This window comes from Ruegeria sp. AM4, assembly GCF_056540665.1.
This window is the reverse complement of sequence record NZ_JBQFXD010000001.1, coordinates 451,778-477,863: the sequence shown is the minus strand read 5'-3', so window position 1 is coordinate 477,863 and position 26,086 is coordinate 451,778. Positions and strand designations below refer to the sequence as shown.

The following is a 26,086-nucleotide window of genomic DNA, read 5'->3' as shown; positions in this document are numbered from 1 at the left end:
TGCCAGCAATTAATGCAGCTCTTGGCCAACATGTTTGCTCCGCTTATTTGATCTCGCGATCAAATGAAGACGTGGCTCAGAAGGTCTGCGAATTCAAAGATGTAATAACCTTTCGCGCATGAAAACAATAGTCCACATAGGAATGCCGAAAACCGGCAGCACGGCTCTTCAAAACCAGCTCTTTGATACAAAGGAAAGGCTCTTTGAACATGGTATTCTTTATCCAATTCCTGACCCGGGCATAGGGAAAGGATTTAATCACGGTCTCCTGGCGGGTGCTATACGCCCATACGATGTCGGACCACGAAGTTTTCGACGTTTTACCGAAGCGGAACACAACGCCCGGGTTACGGCCTTTCTCAACCAACTAGAATGGCAAATCTCAAATCGAAGAGCAAAGTACCTCATCCTCTCTTCTGAGTACCTATGGGCGGTTGGAAGCAAGCAATGTTGGCTCGAAACGCTCGCTAAGCTCTTTAGGCGATTTAAAGTCGAGGATTTAAGTTTCATTGGATATGTTCGGTCTCCTTCGAACTACTACCTTTCGGGAGTGTAGCAGAGACTGAAAGCATCTTCGCTTGTTCATCCACCCGTTGCGATGGGGTTTCACCAGATACCGGACGCTTATGCCGCCACGTTTCCCGACTCCAAGATTTCAGTCCGGTTGTTCGACAGGAAACTCCTGGTGGGGGAGGATATCTTTTCAGACTTCATGTCTCAGGCTGTGCCTAAAATCGCGCTTGAGGACCTTCCGCTGTCCACGCGCAAAACTAGTAATGAATCTATATCCGCCGAAAGTATGCTATTCCTGCAACAATTTCGAAGAAGGTTCTTTAGTGATCAAGATGATATCTTTAACAAGCAAACTTCTAGCATAATACAAGCGCTACGCGTAGTTGAGAAAAGCGGCGATTTTCCAAAACCAGAATTGCAGCCAGCGATACGCGACTATGCAAACTACAATAGTATCGGATCGCTCGAACTCCGTCACCGTTATGGGATCGTTTTTCCGGAATACGACTATGGCCGACTTGAACGTGGCGAACTTGCAGACAAGCCCGATTTCAGCGGTGACGTTTCTGACATAGTCTCAATAGATCAAGATCGTCTTGGCAATTTGATCAGAGGCCTTTTGGCCAATGACGTACAATTGGACAGGAAAACTAGAAACTGGCTAAATTCTCTTCGCCCGTCTAGTTCCCGACTTTCTTTCTTTTCCGCGATGAAAAGGCTTTTCAATTCCGAAGTGTAGTATGTTAAATTTAACGAGAACGTTTGTCGCCTAAATGAGTTCGCTCCGAAATGCCCTCAGAAAAAGGCGAGGTGAATACCCCGCCTTTTGATGTGTTCAGCTATTGAAGAGTTCAGCTTAGGTCAGTGCGCCGTGGCCGAAGGACCGGCACTTTCAGACGTTTTGGCCGCTGCTGCGGCGGCCTCTTCGGCCGCCTCGTCCCACTCAATCGGTTCAGGCTCGCGGACCAGAGAATGCTCAAGAACTTCCGAGACATGCTTGACGGCAATGATCTCGAGACCTTCCTTGACGTTATCCGGGATTTCCGCCAGGTCCTTTTCGTTTTCCTCGGGGATCAGAACCGTCTTGATGCCGCCGCGCAGAGCTGCCAGCAGTTTCTCTTTCAAACCACCAATCGGCATCGCGTTGCCACGCAGTGAGACCTCGCCAGTCATGGCGATATCTTTGCGCACCGGGATGCCGGTCAGGACCGAAACGATCGACGTCACCATCGCCAGACCGGCTGATGGGCCGTCTTTGGGCGTGGCGCCATCGGGCACATGCACGTGGATGTCGATCTTGTCGAACTGCGGGGGTTTCACTCCGATCTGAGGCGAAATGGACCGCACGTAGGACGACGCCGCGTCGATGGATTCCTTCATCACGTCACCCAGCTTGCCGGTGGTCTTCATCCGCCCCTTGCCGGGCAGTTTCAGAGCCTCGATATGCAGCAGGTCGCCGCCCACCGAAGTCCAGGCCAGACCGGTGACAACTCCAACCTGATCGTCCTGCTCGGCCAGACCATAGCGGAACTTTGGCACACCCAGGAAGTCATCAAGATTTTCCGGCGTAACTTCAACAGTTTCCGCCTCTTTCTTGATGATCTTTGTCAGAGATTTCCGCGCCACTTTGGCAATCTCACGCTCAAGGTTCCGTACACCTGCCTCACGAGTGTAGGTACGGATGATCGATTGCAACGCCTCATCGGTCAGCTCAAATTCCTTGGCCTTCAGGCCATGGTTCTTGATCTGTTTGCTGATCAGATGCTGCTTGGCGATCTCGCGCTTTTCGTCCTCGGTGTAGCCGGCCAGCGGGATGATTTCCATCCGGTCCAGCAGAGGGCCGGGCATATTATAGCTGTTCGAGGTGGTCAGGAACATCACGTTCGAAAGGTCATATTCGACCTCCAGGTAGTGGTCCATGAACGTATTGTTCTGTTCCGGATCCAACACCTCGAGCATTGCCGAGGCCGGATCGCCACGGAAGTCCTGTCCCATCTTGTCGATCTCGTCGAGCAGGATGAGCGGGTTGGTGGTCTTTGCCTTTTTCAGCGCTTGAATGATCTTACCGGGCATCGAACCGATATAAGTCCGGCGGTGGCCTCGAATTTCGGATTCATCGCGTACGCCGCCCAGCGAGATGCGAATGAACTCCCGCCCCGTGGCTTTGGCAACCGATTTACCCAGCGAGGTTTTACCCACGCCCGGAGGGCCAACAAGGCACAGGATCGGGCCTTTCAGCTTTTTCGAACGCTGTTGAACCGCCAGATATTCGACGATCCGCTCTTTGACCTTCTCAAGCCCATAGTGATCGGCGTCCAAAATGTCCTGCGCCCGGCCCAGATCCTTTTTAACGCGGGACTTGGTGCCCCATGGCAGAGCCAGAATCCAGTCCAAGTAGTTGCGCACAACCGTTGCTTCGGCAGACATGGGCGACATGTTCTTGAGCTTTTTCAGCTCGCCTTCAACCTTCTCGCGCGCCTCTTTCGACAGTTTGGTCTCGGCGATCTTGGCTTCCAGTTCGGCAACCTCGTTGCTGCCGTCCTCACCATCGCCAAGCTCCTTCTGAATGGCCTTCATCTGCTCATTCAGATAGTACTCGCGCTGGGTCTTCTCCATCTGCGACTTGACGCGGGTCTTGATCTTTTTCTCAACCTGCAGAACCGACATTTCGCCCTGCATAAGCCCATAGACCTTTTCCAGCCGCTCGCTGACCGAAAGCGTCTCAAGCAGTTCCTGCTTTTGTTCGACCTCGATGCCCAGATGGCCCGAGACCAGATCGGCAAGCTTGGCTGGCTCGGTGGTCTCGCCAACGGCGGCCAAAGCCTCTTCGGGGATATTCTTGCGCACTTTGGCATAGCGTTCGAACTCGTCCGCGACGGTTCGCAACAGCGCCTCGGTTGTGGTCACGTCTCCCGGGATCTCGGTCAGATACTCGGCGCGGGCTTCGAAGAAATCTTCGTTTTCAAGGAATTCCGTGATCTGTACCCGCGCCTGCCCCTCGACCAGCACCTTGACGGTGCCATCGGGCAATTTCAGCAGTTGCAGCACATTGGCCAGAACGCCGGACCGGTAGATACCGTCAATTTCCGGGTCATCGACGCCGGGGTCGATCTGGCTGGACAACAGAATTTGCTTGTCATCCTGCATCACCTCTTCCAGCGCGCGGACCGATTTGTCACGGCCCACGAACAGCGGCACGATCATATGCGGGAACACCACAATGTCGCGCAGCGGCAGGACGGGGTACGAGGAATTCAGAGGCTCTTGCATGCTCAATCCTTATCATTGGCAAGACGGCGCAGGTCCCTGTTCAGGCAACCATTGGCTGTCTCCTGTCTTGGACGGCAAAGGTGGGGCGGTTTGCACCACATTTCAACCTCACCATCATCATTCGCGGATCAGAATGACCCGAGGCACAGGCGACTGCAAGGCGTCGCGCAAACATATCCACCGATTTTATGTCACAGCGATACAGAGTTCGCCTTCATCGCGTCAGAATACCCTCTGAACCGCCCTAGACAGGAAGAACCCGTGCCCGTCCCGGTTGCGACAATCCAGTCCATTTCGGGACGAGTGACAGACAAAGCCGCCAAACTCTCCGGTCACGCCATATTCGGCTCGCTCATAACCGCTGCGATCGCGGCTGAGCGGCTGGCACAGCATCTGAACCGGGCCAGTGTCGAACATAAGGAAAGAGTGACCCCAATCCGAAGCGCAGTTTGCCGGGCGCGGCAAGGCCGGGGCACCGTGACGTTCGATTATTCTGCATTCGATATCCGACGATGATGGTCCGTGGCCGACAACGCATTGGATGTTTTCGGACGGCGTTTCAAACGTCCAGACATCTGCATATGCGAACGGGGCGAAAAAAATGGAAAACAAAACAATCAAGCGAGGCACAATATCCTCCTGACACACGCAAATTCACTGATCTAATCCGCTGAGACTAGCAAAATTCGAAAATTTTGTCACCGGCCTACAAAGGCTCGATATCGCCCTGAGCGCGCTGCGCATGAAAATTGGCCTGCCAATCTGCGAACGTTCCGGCCGCGATGGCGTCACGCATTCCCTGCATGATTTCCTGGAAGTAATGCAGATTGTGCCAGGTCAGTAGCATGCCCGAGATCATCTCGTTCGAGCGGAAAACATGATGCAGATAGGCGCGGGAATAGTTCGAACAAGCCGGGCATGAACAACTTTCGTCCAGCGGGCGCGGATCGTCGGCGTGGCGCGCGTTCTTGATGTTCACAACACCGTGACGCGTGAACACTTGCCCGGTTCGGCCCGAACGCGACGGCAATACGCAGTCCATCATGTCGATCCCGCGCGCAACGGCACCGACGATATCATCGGGTTTGCCGACACCCATGAGATAGCGCGGCTTGTCGCTCGGCAGATAATCGGGCGCATAGTCGAGGCAGCCGAACATGGCCTCCTGCCCCTCGCCCACGGCCAGACCACCGACGGCATAGCCTTCGAACCCGATGGATTTCAGGGCCTCAGCGCTTTCTTCGCGCAGATCCTGCTCCAGCCCGCCCTGCATGATGCCAAACAGCGCATGGCCTGGGCGATCGCCGAATGCCTCGCGCGACCGTTCCGCCCACCGCATCGACAGGCGCATCGACTCGGCGATGCGGTCGCGGTCGGCAGGCAGTGCCGGGCATTCGTCAAAACACATGACGATGTCCGACCCCAAAAGCCGTTGAATCTCCATCGACCGTTCCGGCGTCAGTTCGTGGCTGGACCCGTCAATGTGCGATTTGAAGGTCACGCCCTTCTCGGTCAGCTTACGCAACCCGGCCAGCGACATCACCTGAAACCCGCCCGAGTCGGTCAGGATCGGCCGCTCCCAGTTCATGAACTTGTGCAAACCACCCAGACGATCAATCCGCTCGGCCGTTGGGCGCAGCATCAGATGGTATGTGTTCCCCAGCAGGATGTCAGCACCGGTGGCGCGCACGCTTTCGGGCATCATTGCCTTTACCGTGGCTGCGGTGCCCACAGGCATAAAGGCAGGTGTGCGCACATCCCCGCGCGGCGTATGGATCACTCCTGTACGGGCCTTGCCATCGGTTGCTTTCAGATCAAACGAGAAACGGTCGGTCATCTATACGCCTCGGGTCGCGGAACCGGGCAGCATTTGCCTGATCCGCCCGGGCATTGCAACCCGTCAGACACACGTTGCGGGGCGTCGAAACAGGGTGCAAAGCGGTCACAGCGCCCAATTAAGGCCGCGTCGGCGGTCCCAAAAGTTTGCATCGCGAGCACCGCACGCCATACCAGAGTTGAAATCGGGCGACTCAATCCCCACATGTATACCACAGTACACAATAACAGAGGACAGAAATGACCGAAGAACAGATTATCGGCCTGCTTACTTCGAACATTATATATTTGCTTGCGGCGGCCTTCATTATCGCCGTCATTTTCAAAGGCATCAAAATCGTACCGCAATCCGAGAAATACGTGGTTGAACGGTTCGGCCGGTTGCACTCGGTTCTTGGCCCTGGCATCAACTTTATCGTTCCGTTTCTGGATGTTGCACGCCATAAGATATCCATTTTGGAACGCCAGCTTCCTAACGCGACACAGGACGCCATCACCAAGGACAACGTTCTGGTGCAGATCGACACCTCGGTCTTTTACCGCATTCTGGAACCCGAAAAGACGGTGTACCGTATCCGCGACGTTGACGGCGCTATTGCCACCACTGTGGCCGGTATCGTCCGCGCCGAGATCGGCAAAATGGATCTGGACGAGGTGCAATCCAACCGCGCCCAACTGATCGAACGCATCCAGGAAAGTGTCGAGACCGCCGTTGATGATTGGGGCATCGAGGTGACGCGCGCCGAAATTCTGGACGTGAATCTGGATCAGGCCACCCGTGACGCCATGTTGCAACAGCTCAACGCCGAACGCGCGCGCCGCGCGCAGGTGACCGAGGCTGAGGGCCAGAAACGCGCCGTCGAGCTTCAGGCCGATGCCGAGCTTTATGCCGCCGAGCAGACCGCCAAGGCCCGCCGCATTCAGGCCGAAGCCGAGGCCTATGCCACCGAAGTGGTCGCCAAGGCCATTCAGGACAACGGCCTTGAGGCCGCGCAATACCAAGTCGCCCTGAAACAGGTTGAATCGCTGAACGCGCTCGGCGGCGGATCGGGATCACAGACCATCGTTGTTCCTGCCAACGCGATCGAAGCTTTCGGAAACGCCTTCAACATGCTGAAAGGAAACAAGTAATGGCCGATCCCTACTGGCTGACCTGGTGGATCTGGCTGGCGGCAGCGCTGGTTCTGGCGATCCTCGAGGTGGTGCTGCCGGGTTTCATCTTTCTGGGTTTTGCGATCGGCGCGGCCATCACCGGTATCTTGCTGCTGATCCCGGGCGTAACGCCTGTCCTACCGGCACTGATGCTGATCTTTGCAATACTGTCGCTGGCTGCATGGCTGTGTCTGCGCCGGATGTTTGCCTCACCCCACGGTCAGGTAAAAACCTTCGACCGTGACATAAACGACTAAGCGCGGTTGGTGCCTGCTACAAGGCGCCACCGCACCTCTGGACGCTGGTGGATGCTTTCCCTATATAATCCGTCAGGTAACAGACCCGAGGCATCAATGACTCACCCCAGCGAACATCTTGAAGGCACGCCCCTGATTGCACCTTCAACGATCGAACACCCGTTGTACGATTCGATCGTCGACGCCTGCCGCACGGTCTTTGACCCCGAAATTCCGGTCAATATCTACGATCTGGGTCTGATCTACACCATCGAGATCAGCGATGAGAACGCCGTGAAGGTCATCATGACCCTGACCGCACCGGGTTGCCCGGTTGCGGGTGAGATGCCCGGCTGGATCGTCGAGGCAGTTGAACCTGTTGCTGGCGTCAAAGAGGTTGACGTCCAACTGACATGGGAGCCCCCCTGGGGCATGGAAATGATGTCGGACGAAGCCCGGCTTGAACTGGGCTTCATGTAATCCAGACTTATCCACAGAATTCGCTTCGCTGTTACAAAACAGTGTGTTGATTGTTACGCAACCGTTTTCGGGACGTCACATTGCTGGGCCAGAACGCCCTCGCAGACTGACCGGAGATTATGATGCGTTTACCAACCTTTTGCGCCGCCCTATTGCTGCCCACGATCGCTGTGGCCAACGGTGTCGCCCCACAGATCAGCTATGGCCCGCGCCCGGCATACTTGATCGACAAACTGCCCGAGGGTGAGCTGAAATCGACGCTGCAAGCCTGCGCCGCTCAGACTCCGAAAGCCTCGGAGTTTTCGATCGGCCATCGCGGCGCGCCGTTGCTGTTCCCGGAACATACGGTCGAATCCAACGTTGCAGCAGCGCGTATGGGGGCCGGAATTCTGGAATGCGACGTGACCTTTACCAAGGATCACGAACTGGTCTGCCGCCACGCGCAGAACGACCTTCATACAACGACAAATATTCTGACCAGCGATCTGGCTGATACCTGCGTGGTTCCATTCGCGCCCGCCGAAGGAGAGACCGAGGCACAGGCCGAATGCCGGACATCTGACCTGACACTGGCACAGTTCAGAACGCTGACCCCAAAAATGGACAGTGCCGACAAATCCGCCACAACTCCGCAAGACTATCAGGCAGGTGTCGCGGGCTGGCGCACCACCTTGTTTGTGGATGACGCCCGCACCATGACCCACGCCGAATCCATCGCACTGTTCCGCGATCTGGGGGTCAAATTTACGCCTGAGCTGAAATCGCCATCGGTTGAAATGCCGTTCAACGGGTTCAGCCAGCAGGACTATGCGCAAAAGCTGGTTGACGAATACAAGGCCGCCGGTATCCCCGCCTCGGATGTTTGGGCGCAAAGCTTCAACCTTGATGATGTTTTGTACTGGATCGAGGCCGAGCCAGAGTTCGGAAAGCAGGCCGTTTTCCTGGACGACTCATACAATATTGATGGCTTCGCCCCCAACGACCCGGCGACCTTTCCGCATGATTTCAAGGAATTACAAGCCAAAGGTGTCAACTATATCGCGCCGCCGATGTGGATGCTGGTCACGGCGGAAAACGGTGAGATTGTTCCCTCGGTCTGGGCGAAGCAAGCCAAAGAGGCCGGTCTGAAACTGATCACCTGGACGCTGGAACGCTCAGGGCCGCTGTCAACCGGCGGTGGCTGGTACTTCCAGTCGCTTGCGGATGTGACAGCGGATGACAGCATGTATTACCAATTGCTGCACGTGCTGGCACAGGATGTAGGCGTCGAGGGCGTTTTCTCGGACTGGCCCGCGACAGTCACCTACTACGCGAACTGCATGGGCCTATAAACAAGCCGCCCCCATGAAAGCTTGGCCCATCCTGGACCGCCCTTGCCCGAGGGCGGTCCATTTTCTTTGGCAAGAGCCGCATCTTGGGCTGGATCGATGCCAAAATCCCGACCATGCTGCGCGCTAATTCACGTTGCAGGTCGATTTGATCTCTGCCGCGCGGTCGTCCAGCTGCTTGATATAGTCGCCAGACAGCATCTTGAGCCGCTTGTTCTCGGTCCCTGTCGCCAATCCAAGCAGCGCACCAGCCGGAGTGATAGAGATAACGCTTTCAACCTGCTGATCTTCCGCATGTTTCTTCTCGGCTGCGATAGCGCGCAAATCGCCCTCCGCGGTCGAGCAATTAACGGGGTGCCGCTCGGTTTCTGCGATCACGGGTTGTGTCAGGCCCACCAGCCCGACAGTTGCGGCCGCAAAGGCGTTAAACGCTCGTTTTAGGATAGCCATCATCACTCCACCTTGGTCATTGAAAAGGGTTCGAAACTTTTGGCAGGCTATGGTCATTCACGGGTTTGAGGCAAGTCGAACGGCGCGTATCCTCGCAGAATTGTTGCGTGCTTTGGCCGCCCCTCTCTTGAGCCTGCCCGCTGTCGGCCTTAGATTAGGTGTCAGCGCGAGAAAACGGAGTCTCTTAATGTTTGGCATTCCCGGCAAGCAGGCCGTGACCATGACACCCAAGGCCGCCGAGCAGATTGTTCGCCTGATGCAATCAGGCGGCCATGCCGGTCTGCGCATTGGCGTCAAGAAGGGCGGATGTGCAGGCATGGAATACACCATGGACTATGTCGATCAGGCAGACCCCAATGACGAGGTTGTCGAACAGGATGGTGCCCGGGTCATAATTGCCCCAGTGGCGCAGATGTTCTTGTTCGGGACCGAGATCGACTACGAAGTCTCGCTGCTGGAATCCGGTTTCAAGTTCCGCAATCCCAATGTGGTTGATGCGTGCGGCTGTGGTGAATCCATCAAATTCGACGAAAGCCTTGCACCCCAGCGCTAAGACGCCTTTTTCAGATGAACGTAGGTCTCATTGAACCGGCGGGTCAGATGTTCGCCGGCCGCGATCATCTGGCCGGTATCTGGCGGGGCCACGTTCGTGTCATAGGACGGGTTGAAGAATAGCGGGATCGACAACCTCTCTTGCGCGCCGCCTTTGACGCGGTGGAGCGTTGCTTTGGCCTGCCCCGCAGTCCAGAACTCGAGCATTTCGCCAAAATTGATAACGAACCGGCCCGGCGCGGCGAGAACCGACTGCCATGACCCGTCCGGCATACGGACCTCAAGCCCCGGTGCTCCATCGGTTGCAAGCAGCGTCAGACAGCCATAATCAGTGTGTTCCGCGATCCCGAAATCTTTCTCTCCGGCCCAGTACGGCCTTTTCGGGTAATAGTTGCCGCGCAACAGCGCCATCGGCGCATCAAAAGCCCGGTCAAAGCTGCCCGCGTCTTTGCCCAACGCCACCGCAATGGAACGCAGCACACGCATGGCAACGCCGCAGGCATCTGCATAGTAAGCTTGTATCGTCTCGCGAAAGCCCACCGGGCTATCGGGCCAAAGGTTCGGGGCATAGACGCTTAACCCACGCGCTGCATATGAGTGATGGGCCGGCAACTCAAAACCGCAGTCGAATACCTCTTTGAAGTCGGGATTGGCATTCGGATCGACCTGCTCAGACTGCTTGGCGCCCCAGCCCCGGTTCGCTCCGGTCCGGGACATGTCGACAATGCGCTTTTCTGCTTCGGGCAACCGAAAAAAAGCGCGATACGCATCGAATACCGAATTGATCCGATCCGCATCCAGCCCCGTCTCGCTGACGGTCAGAAACCCGACATCCCGCACGCTTTGCGCCAGTTTGGCCAGTTCGGCCCGATCCCGTTGATCAAGTTTCCGGAGGTTGAGGTTTTCGATCATGTCGCGCCCGTTTGTTGCGCGCATTACCTGCCTGTCCGCTCCGGGCTTCGCAAGCGGAATTGTAAGCGTCTGTCGGGGATGTTAACTGGAACGGGACATACCACTATATCAGAGAGGCGAAGATGCGGCGCAAACTTGCAGCGGGCAACTGGAAAATGAACGGAACCGGGGCCGCGCTGGCCAAGTTGGAACTTCTCTCCAAAGCGCATCCTTCAGCGCCGATCGATATCCTGATCTGCCCCCCAGCGACGCTGATGCATCGGGCCAGGCTTAGCCTTGCAGACAGCGGCATTGCGACCGGTGGCCAGGATTGCCACGCAGAAGCGTCGGGTGCGCATACAGGTGACATCAGCGCCGACATGCTCAAGGATGCGGGCGCGGACTATGTGATCCTTGGCCATTCCGAGCGCCGTCAGGATCATGGCGAACAGGACGAAGCAATCCGGGCCAAGGCCCGCGCCGCGATGGATGCCGGGCTGACGGCAATCATTTGCGTCGGTGAAAGCCTTGAACAGCGCGAGGCCGCCAACACGCTGGACATCATTGGCGGTCAGATGTCCGGATCGATCCCCGATCAATCGACCGGAGAGAACCTGGTCGTTGCCTATGAACCGATCTGGGCCATCGGCACCGGCAAGGTGCCAACGCTGGATCAGATCGGTGAAGTACACGACTTCATCCGCGCCCGCCTCGAACGCCGGTTCGGCGAGGGCGTGGGCCGGTCGGTCCGCTTGCTCTATGGCGGTTCGGTGAAACCTTCGAACGCGTCCGAGATCTTTGGCGTGTCGAATGTCGACGGCGCATTGGTTGGCGGCGCAAGCCTCAAGGCTGCCGACTTCTCGGGCATTATTTCCGCGCTCGAGAGCGTCTGAAAGCTCAGGCCAGTTTCATCGTGATCATTCCTGCCACGATCAGGGCCGCCGCAAAGACACGTGCGGCGGTCACGGCCTCACCCAAAAACGTGATGCCGACCAGAAACGCACCGACGGCTCCGATTCCGGTCCAGATCACATAGGCCGTGCCCAATGGCAAAGCGCGCATCGCCAAAGCCAGCAGACCGAACGATCCGATCATCGACACGCCCATCACCAATGTCGGCCACAGACGTGTGAACCCCGCCGATTGCTTCATCGCAACAGCCCAGACAATTTCCAGCAGGCCGGCAAACAACAGATATATCCAGGACATTGAGGCACCTCATGTCAGTTCGGGTCGTCCCGAATGATCATCCATTGTGGAGAGGTCGTCCTCAGCGCCTGAGATAAGAGGCCATTAAGTAAATTCAAGACACAAAAAAACCGGGCGCTGAAAAACGCCCGGCTTGCACCCATTTACACAGGCTAGTTCGTTATGATCTCGGGCCCCATGAACGTATTGGGCAGGAAGGTCGAGATCCACGGAATATACGTCACCATGATCAGGAAGACGAAGAGGACCGCCAGGAACGGCAGCGCCGCCTTGACTACGCCCATCATCGGCATCCCGGCCACGCCCGAGGTGACAAAGAGGTTCAACCCGACCGGAGGCGTGATCATCCCGATCTCCATGTTGACCACCATGATGATGCCCAGATGGATCGGGTCGATACCCAGTTCGATTGCGATCGGGAACACCAGTGGCGCCACGATGACCAGCAGTCCCGAGGGTTCCATGAACTGACCGCCGATCAGCAAGATCACGTTTACCACGATCAGGAAAGTCACCGGCCCCAGACCCGCCGACAGCATGGCGCTGGCGATGTGCTGCGGCACCTGCTCGTCCGTCAGCACGTGTTTCAGGATCAGCGCGTTGGCGATCACGAACAGCAGCGTAACGGTCAGCTTACCAGCCTCAAACAGCGTGTGCTTGGTATCGGGGTGGAAAAAGGCCGTGACCAGCGCATAGGGTTTCTTGATCAGCGGAATGTTCTGCGCATCCCCATCGGTGCTGAGCGGCCCCATGTCCTTGTAAACAAAGCTGGCGATCAGGAACGCATAGACAGCGGCAACCGCTGCGGCCTCGGTCGGGGTGAAGATCCCGCCATAGATACCGCCCAGAATAATCACGATCAGGAACAGGCCCCAACCGGCCTCGCGCGCCGAAGTGAAGACCTCGCCCCAGCCCTTCCAGTCGCCCTTGGGCAGATTCTTGACCTTGGCCATGACATAGATCGTGACCATCAGCATCAGCCCGGCCATCAGGCCCGGGATGACGCCCGCAAGGAACATGCGCCCGACCGAGACCTCGACCGCGGCGGCATAGACCACCATCACAATCGAGGGCGGGATCAAAATGCCCAGCGTGCCCGCGTTACAGATCACACCGGCGGCGAATTCTTTCGAATAACCGACTTGACGCATGCCAGCGATCACAATCGAACCGATGGCAACCACGGTGGCCGGTGATGACCCCGAAAGCGCCGCAAACAGCATACAGGCAAACACGCCCGCAATCGCCAGACCGCCGGGCAGATGCCCGACACAGGCAATCGAGAACCGGATGATCCGCCGCGCCACGCCACCTGTTGTCATGAACGATGACGCAAGGATAAAGAATGGGATCGCCAGCAGGGTAAAGTGCCCCTCGAAGGCTTCGAACAGTGTTCCCGCGACCGACGCCAGCGAACTGTCGGAATAGATCAACAGAAACAGGGTCGAACTGAGGCCAAGCGCGACCGCAATCGGAACCCCGATCAGCAGCAGGCCGATGACCATCGAGAAAAGAAGTACGACGTCCATCAGTTGTGCCCTCCTTGTTGGGCCCGAACCTCTTCAATCTCGTCCTCGACCTCGTGGCTGGCCACAAGGCGGTCGGTCTCGCCACGCCAGATCTGAACAGCGACCTGTGCAAAGCGGATCACCAGCAGCAACATCGAAACCGGTAGCACCAGATACGGAATAACCTTGGGCAGCTTCTCGTACCCCTCGCCGTAGTTGATCAGGTCCTCCAGAAACCGCAGGGGCGCGACCATCGGGATGTCGTCGACCTCGTAAAAGCTCTGACTGCGCGCGCCGGTATCGAAGCCGGTGGGGAACCAGCGGCCCGAGGTGGGCGGCAGATCGGCAAAGACCGCCCAATAATCATAGGACCCCTTGAGCAGCAGCAGCGAAAACACCAGGCAGCAAGCCACCGCAATAAGCGCCAGAATGCGACGCGGTGCCGGGGCCAGCATGTTCAGGATGGCATCCACCCCCAGATGCGCGTGTTTCTTAACCGCGTACGAGGCCCCTAGCAGCACCAGCCAGCCGAAGGTGAAAACCGTCAACTCCAGCGCCCAAAGAATGTTAGAGTTGAAAACGAACCGCGCGATCACGTTGGCGAAGGTGACAACCGTCATCAAACCCAACAGCAACGCGATCATCGTCTCTTCGATATGGTCGACCAGCCCGCCCTGGCCGGAATTCGCACCAGACATCTCTCTGTCCCCGCAATTTGTAATGAGAGTCGATATTGATGAGAGTTAAGGTGGCGGGCCATTTTACGGCCCGCCCGGCCCACGCGTCGATAACTCCCCAGTCCCCGGACGCGTGGCCTGAACCGGGATCAGAACCCGGCGTTGATCGCCTGCGCGGCGTCAATCTTGTCCTGACCTACGTCATCGGAAAACTTGTCCCAGACCGGCTTCATCGCATCGACCCAAGCCTGACGCTGTTCCGGGTTCAATTCGCGAATGATGCCGCCCGCATCGGTGATCGAGGCTTTGGCAGCCTCATTCACGGCAAAAGCTTCTTTGTTCCGGGTCTCGGTAACCTCGCCCAGAATGGTCAGGAACTGGTCGCGTACTTCGGGGTCCAGGCTGTCCAGCCAGTCGACCGATGTCACGACCAGATAGTCGATGATGCCGTGATTGGTTTCGGTGATACCGTCCTGCACTTCAAAGAACTTCTTGCCGTAGATGTTCGACCAGGTGTTCTCCTGCCCGTCCACGACACCTTGCTGCAGCGCGCCATAAACTTCCGAGAACGCCATCTTCTGCGGGCTGCCACCGATGGCTTCCATCTGGGCCACCAGAACGTCCGAGGACTGCACGCGGAATTTCAGACCATCCGCATCCGCTGGGGTTTCCAGCGGCTTGTTGGCTGACATCTGCTTCATGCCATTGTGCCAAAAGGCCAGCCCCTGCAGGCCGCGGCGCTGCATGCTGTCTTTCATCGCCTGACCGTCAACCGAGGCCTGGAACGCGTCCACAGCATCGATGTTCTTGAACATGAACGGCAGGTCGAACAGACGGAACTGCTTTGTGAACTTCTCAAACTTAGACAGCGACGGTGCGGCCAGTTGCACGTCGCCCTGCAACATCGCCTCAAGCACTTTGTCGTCATTGTAGAGTGTCGAGTTCGGATAGACCTCCATGCACATGACGCCGTTCATCTCGTCATTGACGCGCTGTTCAAGCAGCGAGGCGGCAATACCCTTGGGGTGTTTGTCGGTGTTGGTCACATGCGCGAACTTGACGACGATCTCGCCGTCATCGCAGGCCGCAAAGCCAGCGGTGGCTGTCGCGCTAAGCGCCAGCGCAGTGGCGGCTGTAGTCAGGAATTTCATTTGTCTCTTCCTCCCAGACGTCTTTGAAATCACTAAGGAACGCTCGTGATGGTGAGCATTGGGCGAAGTGAAACGAATCGCCGGTCTTGCCTCAACGATTTGTTTGGGAAAGTCGGATAAGACTTATTATCGTTTAGAAACAACACCTTATCGGACAATTTTGCATCATTCTGAATCCGCTGCCGAATTCTGTGCGAAAATCCGCACAGCTAAAACCAGCCCGTGTGCGAAATTTCGCACACTTATCGAATCAATGCGGCGAATCGGTACTGGCAAAGCAAGCGCCGACCGCAGCCCGCACCGGCGGGCTGCCCGGCCCAACGGTGTCCTGCATGACAATGCAGGTAAACCGGCGGGAGCACCTATCGGCGATAATTCTCTGGTCTGATGTGATAACGCGCGAGCTTGTCATAAAACGTCTTTCTGGGCAGCTTCAGCGCCTTGGCCGCGTCTGATGCCTTGCCGTTATGCCGTCCCAATGCTGCGATCAGCAGCGACCGCTCGACCTGTGCCATTTGCTCGCTCAGGCCCAAATCACTGGCCTTTGAGGCCTCTTCGGGCATGCCCAGCACAAAGCGCATGGCAGCCGACATCAGCGATCGGGCATTGCCCGGCCAATCCTGCGCCATCAAAGCCGCCAGATGATCCGATGAGATTTCTGGAACGCCGATCCCCGCCTGTTCCGCCGCCTGCGCAACATAGTGGCGGAAAATCACCGGAATATCCTCGGGCCGTTCCGCTAGCGAGGGAATGCGCACACGCATGACATCCAGCCGATAAAACAGATCCGCGTTGAACTGACCGCTCTCCGACAACGCCGACAGATCAGCGGTTGACCCGGCAATGATCCGCGCCGGCGCACCCTGCTCGATCAAATCCAGCGCCGCGAACTGGGTGGCGTCGGGCATCGACGATACCTCGTCCAGAAACAAGGACCCCCTAGCCGCGTCCTCGCAACTTTGCGTCAGGTCACTGGCTGTCAGCCCAGCAGCGGGTCGTTTGACAAAGGGTCCCTGCCCGTCCGGCGACATCAGATGGACAACCTCGGCAACTTTCGAGATCCCGCTGCCGACCGGTCCGGTCACCAGCACCTCGGCGCGTGTCGGCGCGACCGAGCGTACGCGGGTGCGCAGGTCGGCGGCCTTTTGCGACAAACCAAACAACAGACGCGCGGCCGGGTCGCCGCGTTCCAGTTCCCGCTTTTGCCGCCTTTGCCCCAACACCTCGGATCGTGCCGTCAGCGCGCGCCTGAGGACCGCCAACAGATCCTCTGCCGCACAAGGTTTTTCCAGAAAATCGAAAGCACCCTGCCCCATGGCCTGGACCGCCATCGGAATGTCGCCTTCACCGGTCAACAAGATGACGGGCAATTCCGGGTCAGTCTCGCGCGCGTAGGTCAACAGATGAAAGCCGTCCCGACCCGGCATCCTGATGTCCGAAACGATCACCCCGTCGAAATCGCGGCGAATATGGTCCTTTGCGGCCACGAAAGACCCAGCGGACACGGGCTCGTATTCCGCAAGCTCCAACGTCTGTGCCAACGCTTCTCGTACCGCAGCATCATCATCGACCAAAAGAACCTTGCGGGTCATGCGGCTTTTTCCTTGGGACAGGGGTCAAGCTCGACCGTGAACTCGGCGCCATCGGGTGTGTTTGAACCGCGAATGTCACCCCCGAAACTCTGCACCAGACCATAGGAAATGGACAGGCCCAAGCCCATCCCCTCGGAACTGCCGACCGATTTGGTGGTATAGAACGGTTCGAACACACGGTCCGGGTCTTCGATACCGGGGCCGGTGTCGCGGACCGACACCTTTGGCCGGCCCTGATCGGACAGCGTGATCGTCACACGCGCATCTTTTCTTCCCGCCATCGCGTCGGCGGCGTTGCTGATCAGGTTGACGAACACCTGAACCAGTCGCACCTCGCCCCCCCACACCCAGACCGGAGCCTTTGGTGGCGTCCAGTCCAGAGCAACGTCTTCGGACCGCAATCGGGTCTCGATCAGTTCAACGGCCGAGTTCAGGACCTGAACCAGATCGACCCGCCCCATCGGCTCGCTTTCGTTGCGGGCAAAGGCGCGCAGGTTCTTGATGATCCGCGCCATACGCGCAGCCATATCCGAGATCCGCCCCAGGTTTTCTCCCGCCTTGCCCTCATTCCCGCGCGCCAGAAAGGCCGAGCCGTTGTCGGCAAACTGCCGGATCGCCATCAGCGGCTGATTCAGTTCGTGACTGATCCCTGCTGACATCTTGCCCAACGCGCTCAGCTTACCGGCCTGAACCAGATCGGCCTGGGCCTGTTTCAGTGCCGCTTCGGCCTCCTCACGCTCGGTAACCTCGCGACGCAGGGCCGAGTTGGCGACCGTCAAGGCACGGGTACGCTGGGCCACACGACTTTCCAGCACCGCATTGGCCTGCGCCAATGTACGCCGGCGTTCGGTGGCCAGAAACAGCAGCGCGCCAAACGCAAGGCAAAGCGCTGCAACCGTCGCCGCTTGCAATCCGGCCAACTGGCGCGCCGGGGCGACATCAACCAGCACTTCGGCCGTCATGTCGATCACCGGCAAATCCAGCATCAGATGCAGCGCGCGCTGCGGCAGGTAGCGTCCCCAGCCCATGCTCCACAATTCGTGAGGACCAACCATATCCGAAGAAAAATCAACCGTGTTACCACCCGGAGGCGTCAGACCCTGTTGCCCGTCCGCACGGTTCCAAAACAGCAGGTCGGACCGGTTCGAAATAAAGACCACCCCGTCGGCATCTGTGAAGAACACAGCCTCGGTACTGCCGCGCCAGGTTTGTTCCACATCCTGTACATCGGCCACCACCATCAGCGCGCCTTGGACCTGCCCGTCTGGACCAAAAGATGGGGCAGCGTAAGAATAGGTCCTCTCTCCGCTGCCGGGAAATGCTCCATGCGCGCTGCCCATCGCCCCCTGCAACGCGCGGGCAAAGGCCGGATGACCAGCCAAATTCGAGCGAGGCAGAGGCTGTGCGGCGGCCAAAACATGACCGTTTCGATCCAGATACATCACGTTCACCGCAGCAGTTTTATCGGCCACGTCCAACAAGACGGCCTCGGCCGCGCGCTGGCGGGTTGGAGTGTCCAGCTCATCCAGATCCGGGTGATCTGCCATCAGAACCGCCAGTTCCTGATAGACCTGCATCTGAGTGCTCAGCCGGTCGGCTGCCAGTTCCAGATCGGCTTCGGCCTTGTCGCTCAGCTGCGTCAAAGCCTGACGATACCCATAGGTCCAGACAGCCGCTGACAACAGCGCGACCGCACAGAGGAAAGCCAGAATGACCAAAACACGTTGCATGACCAAGGGTCTTGCATTCACTGCGCCCGATGGCAAGTGTGCGACACATGAAGAAACTGACGCAATCTCCGACCGACCCAGCTTTTGTACAGGATCCCTACCCGTTCTACGACGCGGCGCGCAGCCATGGCGATCTGTTCTTTTGGGAGGACTACGGAATGGCCGCTGCGGTATCGCACCAGGCGGTGTACGCACTGTTGCGAGATCGCCGGTTCGGGCGCGAAGTTCCGCCCGAGCTTGCCGCGCCCGGCCCGACACATCTGGCGCCCTGGCTGGCGGTCGAAGCGCATTCCATGCTGGAACTGGAACCGCCTCGCCACACGCGGCTGCGCTCGCTTGTGCTGCGGGCGTTCACTTCGCGCGCGATTGCGGCGTTGGAGCCAGATACTACGCGGCTGTGCCACGACCTGATCGACGAATTCCCGACAGCGCCATTTGACTTACTCTCCGCCTATTGCACCCAGGTCCCGGTCATAACCATTTGCCGTCTGTTAGGCGTGCCCGAGGAGATGGCCCCGGATCTGTTGCGCTGGTCGCATGCGATGGTCGCCATGTATCAGACCGGTCGCACCCGTCAGACCGAGGATGCCGCCGCGCAGGCGTCGCGGGACTTCACCGATTTTCTGACAGCCTATATCGACCAGCGTCGCAAGAACCCCCGCGACGACCTGATCACCCGTCTGATACAAGCCGAACAGGATGGCGAGAAACTGAATCGCGACGAGTTGATCTCGACCTGCATCCTGCTGCTGAACGCCGGTCATGAGGCGACAGTGCATAGTCTGGGGAACGGGGTGAAGACGCTGTTGAGCAGCTCAAGCAATATGCCTTCACTCGCAGAAAACACCATTGATCAGACGGTCGAAGAGGTGCTGCGCTACGACCCACCGTTGCACATGTTTACCCGCTATGCCTATGAAGAGGTTGATGTTTTTGGCCACCGCTTCGCGCGCGGGGAACAGGTTGCCTTACTGCTGGGCGCGGCCAATCGCGACCCGGCGGTCTGGTCAGAGCCCAACAGGTTTGATCCGACCAGACCGATCGCGATGAACACGAGTTTTGGGGCCGGGCTGCATTTCTGCGTCGGTGCCCCGCTGGCACGACTGGAGATGCGTGCCGCACTGCCCATCCTGTTCGAACGATGCCCAGATTTGCGCCTGACACAGCCCGCCGTTTATTCCGACAGCTACCATTTTCACGGCCTGACGCGGCTTGAGGTTCAAACGCGGGCCAGAGCCAACGCTTAACTGCCCGCCAGCGATGTCAGTGGCAGCATGGTTGTCGACTTGATCTCTTCCATCGACAAAAGTGCTGTCACGTTGTGGACCCGAACCTCTGAGATGAGGTTCTGATAAAACGCGTCGTATGCGCGGGCATTCTGCACCCTAACTTTCAGGATATAGTCGATATCCCCGGCCAACCTGTGCGCCTCCTGTACCTCGGGGCGGTCACGCAGCGCTTTCAGGAACTTGCGTTGCCATTCGGCCTCGTGCTCGGATGTGCGGATCAACACAAAGAACGTCGCCTCGAACCCCAGCGCCTCGGCGTCCAGCAAGACGGTTTGCTGTCCGATGACACCGGCGCTTTTCAACTTGCGAATGCGATTCCAGACGGGCGTCTTGGAACTGCCGACGCGAGCCGCTATTTCGTCCAGCGATTGACTGGCATCGCGTTGCAGCTCGGCCAGAATTTTCTGATCTGTGGCGTCTATTCGCACCGACATTCCAATTTCCCTCATCTTTCAAAACCGTCGTTCCACTTTCCTCAAAAACCGGAACAAACGTTCTTATTTTCCGCGCGATATGGCGCATATGCGGGAATATTTCCTATATTGGAGTGCAAGTCAAACAAACCCCGAGACCCAGAAATGCTGCGTTCAAGAACAACAGGTGATACCGGCCACGTCGATTTCGTCGGCGCAGGCCCCGGCGATCCAGAGCTTTTGACCGTCAAGGCCCTGCTGGCATTCGAGCAGGCCGATGTCGTAATGCATGACCGACTGATCAGCGATGAGGTTCTGCTGCTGGCCGGTAAGCGCGCAACGCTGGTTGACGTGGGAAAGGTTGGTTTTGGACCGTCCTGGAAACAAAGCGACATCGATGCCCTGCTGGTCGAACATGCCCTGAAGGGTCAGCGCGTCGTTCGTCTGAAATCAGGTGATCCGACGGTTTTTGGCCGGCTCGACGAAGAGATCGAGGCCGTCGAGGCCGCAGGCATTTCGTGGTCGATCGTGCCAGGCATCACCGCTGCCTCGGCTGCCGTGTCCGCAATAGGCCAAAGCCTGACCCGTCGCGGCCGCAATGCGTCGGTGCGTTTCCTGACCGGGCACGACATGAAAGGCTTTGCTAATCACGACTGGACCGCACTGGCGCAGGCCGGATCGGTGGCCGCGATTTACATGGGCAAGAAATCGGCCCGCTTCATCCAGGGACGTCTGATCATGCACGGTGCCGACCGCGCGACACCTGTCACACTGGTGGAAAACGCCTCGCGCCCTGATCAACGCGTTGTGGCGACGACCCTCGGTCGGTTGCCAACCGACTTGGCTGCCGCCGAACTCGACGGCCCTGCCCTGACATTTTACGGCCTTGCCCCGCGCGAAGCGGCCCTGGCCGCGACAGAATTCAACAAGGAGCTTGCCTGATGGCCCGCGCTTTTACCCCCAAAGTTGTCACCGCCAATGATCTTCTCGAAGGCGACGTGATCTATCAGACCGAGGATGACCGCTGGTCTCGGGATCTATCCGACGCAGAATTGATCACCGATGAAGCACACGCGCAGGTTCGCTTGCTGGACGCGGCGCGTCAGGCCAACAAGATCGTCGGCGCCTATCTGGCGGATGCGATCGCCGGCGACAACGGCCCTGAACCCACCCATTTTCGGGAGGATTTCCGCCGGACTGGTCCGTCCAACTATGCCCACGGCAAACAGGAATCCTCCCCGCAGCCCCGGGCCTGATCACTGGCCCTCTATCTCCCCATCAAGGCCCCTTTTGGTTCGGGGCTGCAATTAAGGACAGCTAGACATGTATCGCTACTCCGAGTTCGACACAGCATTCCTGGCAGAACGCAACGCCCAGTTCCGTGCGCAGGTCGAGCGCCGTATTGACGGTTCACTGACCGAAGATGAATTCAAACCCCTGCGGCTGATGAACGGCCTGTACCTGCAACTGCACGCCTACATGCTGCGGGTTGCCATTCCCTACGGCACGCTGTCCAGTGCGCAGATGCGTCAGCTCGCCCTGCTGGCGGAAAAGTGGGACAAGGGCTATGGCCACTTCACCACCCGCCAGAACATCCAATATAACTGGCCGAAACTGAATGACGTGCCGGACATGCTGGACGCGCTGGCCGAAGTTGGCATGCACGCCATCCAGACCTCGGGCAACACCATCCGCAACGTGACCGCCGACCACTTCGCCGGTGCCGCCGCGGATGAGGTCGCAGACCCGCGCCCCTATGCGGAACTGCTGCGCCAGTGGTCGACTGACCACCCGGAATTCCAGTTCATGCCGCGCAAGTTCAAGATCGCGATCACCGGCAGCGAAAATGACCGCGCCGTGATCAAGGCGCATGATATTGGCCTGCAACTGGTCGAGCGTGACGGCGTGTTGGGCGCTCGCGTCATCGTCGGTGGCGGCCTCGGCCGCACGCCAATGATCGGCAAAGAGCTGTCTGAATTCGTCGCCTTTGACGATCTGTTGGCGTATCTGGAAGCCACCGTCTCCGTGTGGAACCAGATCGGACGCCGCGACAATAAGTACAAGGCACGTATCAAGATCACCGTGCATGAGCATGGCATCGACGCTATCCGCGCCAAGGTGAACGAGCGCTTCCTGCAGGTCCGCCCGCAGTTCAAGGGCGCAGACATGAACCTGCTGGAAGAGATCAAGGGTCACTTTGCGCCCCCCGCCTTCCGCGAAGGTTCGGTTGCGTCGTTCGAAAGCGCCTATACCAACGATCCGGTCTTCCGGTCTTGGGTCGACACCAACATCGCGCCGCACAAGGATGCGGACCATGCGATCGTGACGATCTCGATCAAGAAGCACGGCCAGACGCCGGGTGATGCAACTGCCGAGCAGATGCGCGTCATGGCCGATCTGGCCGAAGAGTTCGCCTATGACGAGCTGCGTATCAGCCATGAGCAGAACGTGATCCTGCCGCATGTCCACAAATCGGACCTGCCCGCGATCCATGCCAAGCTGAAGGAATACGAACTGGCCACCGCCAATATCGGTTTGATCAGTGATATCATCGCTTGCCCCGGCATGGATTACTGCGCGCTGGCGACGGCGCGTTCGATCCCGGTCGCGCAGGAAATCGCGACCCGTTTCGATGAGCTGAAGCTTGAGCATGATATCGGTCACCTGAAGATCAAGATTTCGGGCTGCATTAACGCATGTGGACACCACCATGTCGGACATATCGGCATTCTGGGTCTGGACCGCGCAGGCGTCGAAAACTACCAGATCACGCTGGGCGGTGACGCGACTGAAACCGCAGCTGTCGGTGACCGCACGGGACCGGGCTTTGCCTATGACGAAATCGTGCCCGCCGTCGAACGCATCGTCGACACCTATCTGGTGCAACGCGAAAGCGCCGAAGAGACCTTTTTGGAGACCTACCGCCGTGTTGGCATGGCCCCCTTCAAGGCCGCTCTCTACCCCGAGGCGCAGGCGAATGCCGCTTGATCTGATCCAGACGGAACTGGGTAAAGACCGCGCAGAATTGACCGAACGGGTCGAGGCGCTGAATGCCCGGTTCCGCCATCACAGCGCCCACGATGTGATGCACGGTGCCATTGAAGAGATCGACGCGCTTGCTCTGGTCTCAAGCTTTGGGGCGGAATCGGTTGTGTTGCTGCACATGGCAGCGGTTGTCGACAAGATGACCCCTGTACTGTTCGTGGACACGCAAATGCTGTTCACGGAAACGCTGGAGTATCAGCAAGATGTGAGCGAGCGTCTGGGCCTCAAGAATGTTCACATCATCCGCGCCGAGGATGAAGATATCGAACGCGACGACCCTTACGGCGCGCTGCAACTGCGTGATACGGATGCGTGCTGCAACCTGCGCAAAACCTTCCCGCTGCAAAAGGCACTGGCGGGGTATGAAGGTTGGGTGACCGGCCGCAAACGGTTCCAGTCCGGCACCCGCGCCGCGCTCGAGTTCTTTGAGGTCGAGGACGGTACCGGCCGGATCAAGGTCAACCCGCTGGCTCATTGGGCGCCCGAAGACGTGCGCACTTATATGGACGAGAACAACCTGCCCCGGCACCCGCTGGTGGCCAAAGGATACCCTTCGATCGGCTGTGCGCCCTGCACCTCGCCGGTCAAAGAGGGCGAAGACCCCCGCGCCGGACGTTGGCGCGATCAGAACAAAGAAGAATGCGGCATTCATTTTGTCGATGGCAAGATGGTGCGCGCCGGAGAGAAAACATGAACGTAATCGTAACGGATGAGGGGTTTGCCCCCGATGACTGGACCGACGGCTATGTCACGCTGGAAGATGCCGCCAATGATGTGGTCGCGCTGGATGTGGCTTCGGATACCGACCCTGACGAGTTGATTGACCGCCTGGGCAGTGCCCAGATGGTGCGGGTGGATTTCCCGTCATCAGCCGATGGCCGTGGCTTTACCATTGCGCGGGTTTTGCGGCTCAAGGGTTATACCGGCCGCCTGCGCGCCAAAGGGCACGTGCTTGCCGACCAATACGCCATGGCGCGACGCAGCGGGTTCGACGAAGTCGAAATTGACCACGCGCTGGCCGACCGCCAGCCCGAGGATCAGTGGCTTGCCCGCGCCGACTGGAAAGAACACAACTATCAGGCCCGCTTGCGCGGCTGATCCCGCCAATCGCCAGCTTGTGACACGAAAGGGGCAATCTGCCCCTTTTCCTGACCTGGATCAAAGATTAAACGGAGATGTCGGTTAAGCAGACCGGCAGTGAAACGATGACAGAGATGAAATCCGTGACCGAAGCAACCGCCGTAAAGGCCCCCGTCCTGCCCGACGCCCAGACCGTGACGGACGTCAAACACTGGACCGACAGCCTGTTTTCCTTCAAGGTGTCGCGCCCCGCATCCTTGCGGTTCCGCTCGGGCGAGTTCGTGATGATCGGACTGCTGGGTGACAACGGCAAGCCGCTGCTGCGCGCCTACTCGATCGCCTCGCCGTCCTGGGACGAAGAGCTCGAGTTCTACTCGATCAAGGTTCAAGATGGCCCGCTGACCTCGAAATTGCAGCACATCAAACCCGGGGATCAGATCATTCTGCGGCCCAAGCCGGTCGGAACGCTGGTGCATGACGCCCTGCTGCCCGGCAAACGCCTGTGGTTCTTTGCCACCGGCACCGGCTTTGCCCCCTTTGCCTCGCTGCTGCGCGAACCGCAGACTTATGAGGATTACGACGAGGTCATCATCACCCACACCTGCCGCGAAGTGGCGGAACTGGAATATGGCCGTCAGTTGATCGACAATATCCGTCAGGATGAACTGCTGGCCGAACTGATGGGCGAAGGTTTCGCCGACAAGATCCGCTATTACCCGACGACAACCCGGGAGGACAGTCCCAAGATGGGCCGCATCACCGAGCTGTTGAAAGATGGTACCGTGTTCACCGATCTGGGGATCGAGGGTGGCATCAAGGCGGATACGGATCGCGCAATGGTTTGCGGTTCGCTGGCCTTCAACCACGACATCAAAGAGATTCTCGAAGGTTTCGGCCTGCGCGAAGGTGCAAATTCCGAACCCAAGGAATTCGTGGTCGAAAAAGCCTTTGTCGGCTGAAGGGGCTCTGTGGCTGGGCTCAAATTGGTCCGGCCACCGCAAAACCCCTGACAAAACCCGGGAATTTCGGGCTATCTGGCCGTTATGCCGCTTGAATCAGCGCGCGTGGCGGTCTAAATTCCGGGCTCGAAATTCTGCAATCATCAAAGGAATGAACCCATAGCCCGCAGACCCCATAACGCGCCACCGCAGAGAGATACCGGACCGCGCGTAAATGATAAAATCCGTGCCCCCGAAATTCGCCTGATCGGCGCCGATGGTGACAATGTCGGGGTGGTTCATCCCGCCAAAGCCATGCAACTCGCCGCTGATGCCGGCCTCGATCTGGTTGAGATTTCGCCAAACGCGAACCCGCCGGTCTGCAAGATCATGGATTTCGGCAAGTTCAAATACGAACAGCAGAAACGCGAAAGCGAAGCGCGCAAGAAACAGAAAGTCATCGAGGTGAAAGAGGTCAAGTTCCGGCCCAACACCGACACCCATGACTATGACGTCAAGATGAAGAACGTCTTCAAGTTTCTGGAAAAAGGCGACAAGGTCAAAGTCACCCTGCGCTTCCGCGGTCGTGAGATGGCGCACCAAAACCTGGGCCGTGAGCTGCTGGAGCGTGTGGCCGAAGACATCAAGGATTTGGGCAAGGTCGAGAACATGCCCAAGATGGAAGGTCGACAGATGATCATGATGATCGGCCCGCTTCCTCAGAAGTAAATCGATCAGCATTCATT

The 26,086-nt window shown here is 58.2% G+C and carries 26 protein-coding genes and 1 pseudogene; 15 read left to right on the top strand and 12 right to left on the bottom strand.

The features are described 5' to 3' along the window. Positions 1-685: 685 nt before the first annotated feature. Positions 686-1,252, top strand: a complete 567-nt coding sequence (locus tag ACR0JA_RS02315; RefSeq protein WP_480569420.1) for a hypothetical protein — start codon at positions 686-688, stop codon at positions 1,250-1,252. A gap of 122 nt (positions 1,253-1,374) precedes the next feature. Here ACR0JA_RS02315 and lon read toward each other — a convergent pair whose 3' ends face one another. The 3 genes from lon to tgt all read right to left on the bottom strand — a co-directional run bounded on the left by lon (position 1,375) and on the right by tgt (position 5,620). Further along, the gene (gene lon, locus ACR0JA_RS02310) at positions 1,375-3,783 is read right to left on the bottom strand and encodes an endopeptidase La (RefSeq protein WP_480569417.1); all 2,409 of its coding nucleotides are present in this window, start codon (positions 3,781-3,783) and stop codon (positions 1,375-1,377) included. 222 nt (positions 3,784-4,005) lie between these two features. Beyond that, positions 4,006-4,413 carry a DUF6636 domain-containing protein gene (locus ACR0JA_RS02305; RefSeq protein WP_480569414.1) on the bottom strand — a complete coding sequence of 136 codons (408 nt, stop codon included), beginning with the start codon at positions 4,411-4,413 and terminating at the stop codon, positions 4,006-4,008. A 76-nt stretch (positions 4,414-4,489) separates the two neighbouring features. After that, positions 4,490-5,620 carry a tRNA guanosine(34) transglycosylase Tgt gene (gene tgt, locus ACR0JA_RS02300; protein ID WP_480569411.1) on the bottom strand — a complete coding sequence of 377 codons (1,131 nt, stop codon included), beginning with the start codon at positions 5,618-5,620 and terminating at the stop codon, positions 4,490-4,492. A 239-nt stretch (positions 5,621-5,859) separates the two neighbouring features. Here tgt and ACR0JA_RS02295 point away from each other — a divergent pair, with 239 nt between their 5' ends. The 4 genes from ACR0JA_RS02295 (at position 5,860) to ACR0JA_RS02280 (ending at position 8,818) form a co-directional block, all read left to right on the top strand. Further along, the gene (locus tag ACR0JA_RS02295; protein ID WP_480569408.1) at positions 5,860-6,750 is read left to right on the top strand and encodes an SPFH domain-containing protein; all 891 of its coding nucleotides are present in this window, start codon (positions 5,860-5,862) and stop codon (positions 6,748-6,750) included. Then, a complete protein-coding gene (locus ACR0JA_RS02290) occupies positions 6,750-7,028 on the top strand; it encodes an NfeD family protein (RefSeq protein WP_480569405.1) in 279 nt (92 codons plus the stop codon). The genes ACR0JA_RS02295 and ACR0JA_RS02290 overlap by 1 nt, the downstream gene beginning before the upstream one ends. Before the next feature lie 96 nt (positions 7,029-7,124). Continuing rightward, complete coding sequence (locus tag ACR0JA_RS02285; protein WP_480569402.1) at positions 7,125-7,487, top strand: SUF system Fe-S cluster assembly protein; 363 nt, start codon at positions 7,125-7,127, stop codon at positions 7,485-7,487. A gap of 119 nt (positions 7,488-7,606) precedes the next feature. Beyond that, positions 7,607-8,818 carry a glycerophosphodiester phosphodiesterase family protein gene (locus tag ACR0JA_RS02280; RefSeq protein WP_480569399.1) on the top strand — a complete coding sequence of 404 codons (1,212 nt, stop codon included), beginning with the start codon at positions 7,607-7,609 and terminating at the stop codon, positions 8,816-8,818. Between the two features lie 123 nt (positions 8,819-8,941). Here the strand turns inward: ACR0JA_RS02280 and ACR0JA_RS02275 are convergent, their stop codons facing one another. Then, positions 8,942-9,265 (bottom strand): hypothetical protein, encoded by a 324-nt coding sequence (locus tag ACR0JA_RS02275; RefSeq protein ID WP_480569396.1) that lies wholly within the window; start codon positions 9,263-9,265, stop codon positions 8,942-8,944. A 187-nt stretch (positions 9,266-9,452) separates the two neighbouring features. Between ACR0JA_RS02275 and ACR0JA_RS02270 the strand changes: the two genes are divergently transcribed. Then, positions 9,453-9,818, top strand: coding sequence for a HesB/IscA family protein (locus ACR0JA_RS02270; RefSeq protein ID WP_480569393.1), 366 nt, complete (start codon positions 9,453-9,455; stop codon positions 9,816-9,818). Here the strand turns inward: ACR0JA_RS02270 and ACR0JA_RS02265 are convergent. Next, positions 9,815-10,753 (bottom strand): isopenicillin N synthase family dioxygenase, encoded by a 939-nt coding sequence (locus ACR0JA_RS02265; RefSeq protein WP_480569390.1) that lies wholly within the window; start codon positions 10,751-10,753, stop codon positions 9,815-9,817. The genes ACR0JA_RS02270 and ACR0JA_RS02265 overlap by 4 nt on opposite strands. A 98-nt stretch (positions 10,754-10,851) precedes the next feature. Between ACR0JA_RS02265 and tpiA the strand changes: the two genes are divergently transcribed. Continuing rightward, a complete protein-coding gene (gene tpiA / locus ACR0JA_RS02260) occupies positions 10,852-11,601 on the top strand; it encodes a triose-phosphate isomerase (RefSeq protein WP_480569387.1) in 750 nt (249 codons plus the stop codon). Positions 11,602-11,605: 4 nt separating this feature from the next. Here tpiA and ACR0JA_RS02255 read toward each other — a convergent pair whose 3' ends face one another. The 6 genes from ACR0JA_RS02255 to ACR0JA_RS02230 form a co-directional block, all read right to left on the bottom strand. After that, complete coding sequence (locus tag ACR0JA_RS02255) at positions 11,606-11,917, bottom strand: DMT family transporter (RefSeq protein ID WP_480569384.1); 312 nt, start codon at positions 11,915-11,917, stop codon at positions 11,606-11,608. 152 nt (positions 11,918-12,069) lie between these two features. Further along, positions 12,070-13,446 (bottom strand): TRAP transporter large permease, encoded by a 1,377-nt coding sequence (locus tag ACR0JA_RS02250; protein ID WP_480569381.1) that lies wholly within the window; start codon positions 13,444-13,446, stop codon positions 12,070-12,072. Further along, positions 13,446-14,123: a TRAP transporter small permease gene (locus ACR0JA_RS02245; RefSeq protein ID WP_480569378.1), complete on the bottom strand. Its 678-nt coding sequence runs from the start codon at positions 14,121-14,123 to the stop codon at positions 13,446-13,448. Before ACR0JA_RS02245 ends, ACR0JA_RS02250 begins: the two co-directional genes overlap by 1 nt. Positions 14,124-14,251: 128 nt before the next feature. Continuing rightward, positions 14,252-15,253, bottom strand: a complete 1,002-nt coding sequence (locus ACR0JA_RS02240) for a DctP family TRAP transporter solute-binding subunit (RefSeq protein ID WP_480569375.1) — start codon at positions 15,251-15,253, stop codon at positions 14,252-14,254. Between the two features lie 362 nt (positions 15,254-15,615). Next, positions 15,616-16,845: a sigma-54-dependent transcriptional regulator gene (locus ACR0JA_RS02235; protein ID WP_480569372.1), complete on the bottom strand. Its 1,230-nt coding sequence runs from the start codon at positions 16,843-16,845 to the stop codon at positions 15,616-15,618. Further along, the gene (locus ACR0JA_RS02230; RefSeq protein WP_480569369.1) at positions 16,842-18,575 is read right to left on the bottom strand and encodes a sensor histidine kinase; all 1,734 of its coding nucleotides are present in this window, start codon (positions 18,573-18,575) and stop codon (positions 16,842-16,844) included. The genes ACR0JA_RS02235 and ACR0JA_RS02230 overlap by 4 nt, the downstream gene beginning before the upstream one ends. A 47-nt stretch (positions 18,576-18,622) precedes the next feature. Here ACR0JA_RS02230 and ACR0JA_RS02225 point away from each other — a divergent pair, with 47 nt between their 5' ends. After that, positions 18,623-19,822, top strand: coding sequence for a cytochrome P450 (locus ACR0JA_RS02225; protein ID WP_480569365.1), 1,200 nt, complete (start codon positions 18,623-18,625; stop codon positions 19,820-19,822). Here ACR0JA_RS02225 and ACR0JA_RS02220 read toward each other — a convergent pair. Further along, entirely contained in the window at positions 19,819-20,298 is a 480-nt protein-coding gene (locus tag ACR0JA_RS02220) for an Lrp/AsnC family transcriptional regulator (RefSeq protein WP_480569363.1), read from the bottom strand. The genes ACR0JA_RS02225 and ACR0JA_RS02220 overlap by 4 nt on opposite strands. Before the next feature lie 174 nt (positions 20,299-20,472). On the opposite strand from ACR0JA_RS02220, the pseudogene cobA reads away from it, so the two are divergent. The 7 genes and pseudogenes from cobA to infC all read left to right on the top strand — a co-directional run. Continuing rightward, positions 20,473-21,219, top strand: a pseudogene (gene cobA, locus ACR0JA_RS02215) (uroporphyrinogen-III C-methyltransferase); the annotation flags it as partial. After that, positions 21,219-21,533: a DUF2849 domain-containing protein gene (locus ACR0JA_RS02210; protein WP_480569360.1), complete on the top strand. Its 315-nt coding sequence runs from the start codon at positions 21,219-21,221 to the stop codon at positions 21,531-21,533. The pseudogene cobA and the gene ACR0JA_RS02210, both read left to right, overlap by 1 nt. A 67-nt stretch (positions 21,534-21,600) precedes the next feature. Then, positions 21,601-23,265 (top strand): nitrite/sulfite reductase, encoded by a 1,665-nt coding sequence (locus tag ACR0JA_RS02205; protein WP_480569357.1) that lies wholly within the window; start codon positions 21,601-21,603, stop codon positions 23,263-23,265. Beyond that, entirely contained in the window at positions 23,255-24,016 is a 762-nt protein-coding gene (locus ACR0JA_RS02200) for a phosphoadenylyl-sulfate reductase (protein ID WP_480569355.1), read from the top strand. The genes ACR0JA_RS02205 and ACR0JA_RS02200 overlap by 11 nt, the downstream gene beginning before the upstream one ends. Then, the gene (locus ACR0JA_RS02195) at positions 24,013-24,420 is read left to right on the top strand and encodes a DUF934 domain-containing protein (protein WP_480569352.1); all 408 of its coding nucleotides are present in this window, start codon (positions 24,013-24,015) and stop codon (positions 24,418-24,420) included. Before ACR0JA_RS02200 ends, ACR0JA_RS02195 begins: the two co-directional genes overlap by 4 nt. Positions 24,421-24,527: 107 nt before the next feature. Continuing rightward, complete coding sequence (locus ACR0JA_RS02190; RefSeq protein ID WP_480569349.1) at positions 24,528-25,361, top strand: ferredoxin--NADP reductase; 834 nt, start codon at positions 24,528-24,530, stop codon at positions 25,359-25,361. A gap of 117 nt (positions 25,362-25,478) precedes the next feature. Next, a complete protein-coding gene (gene infC / locus ACR0JA_RS02185) occupies positions 25,479-26,069 on the top strand; it encodes a translation initiation factor IF-3 (protein ID WP_480571111.1) in 591 nt (196 codons plus the stop codon). Positions 26,070-26,086 lie beyond the last annotated feature (17 nt).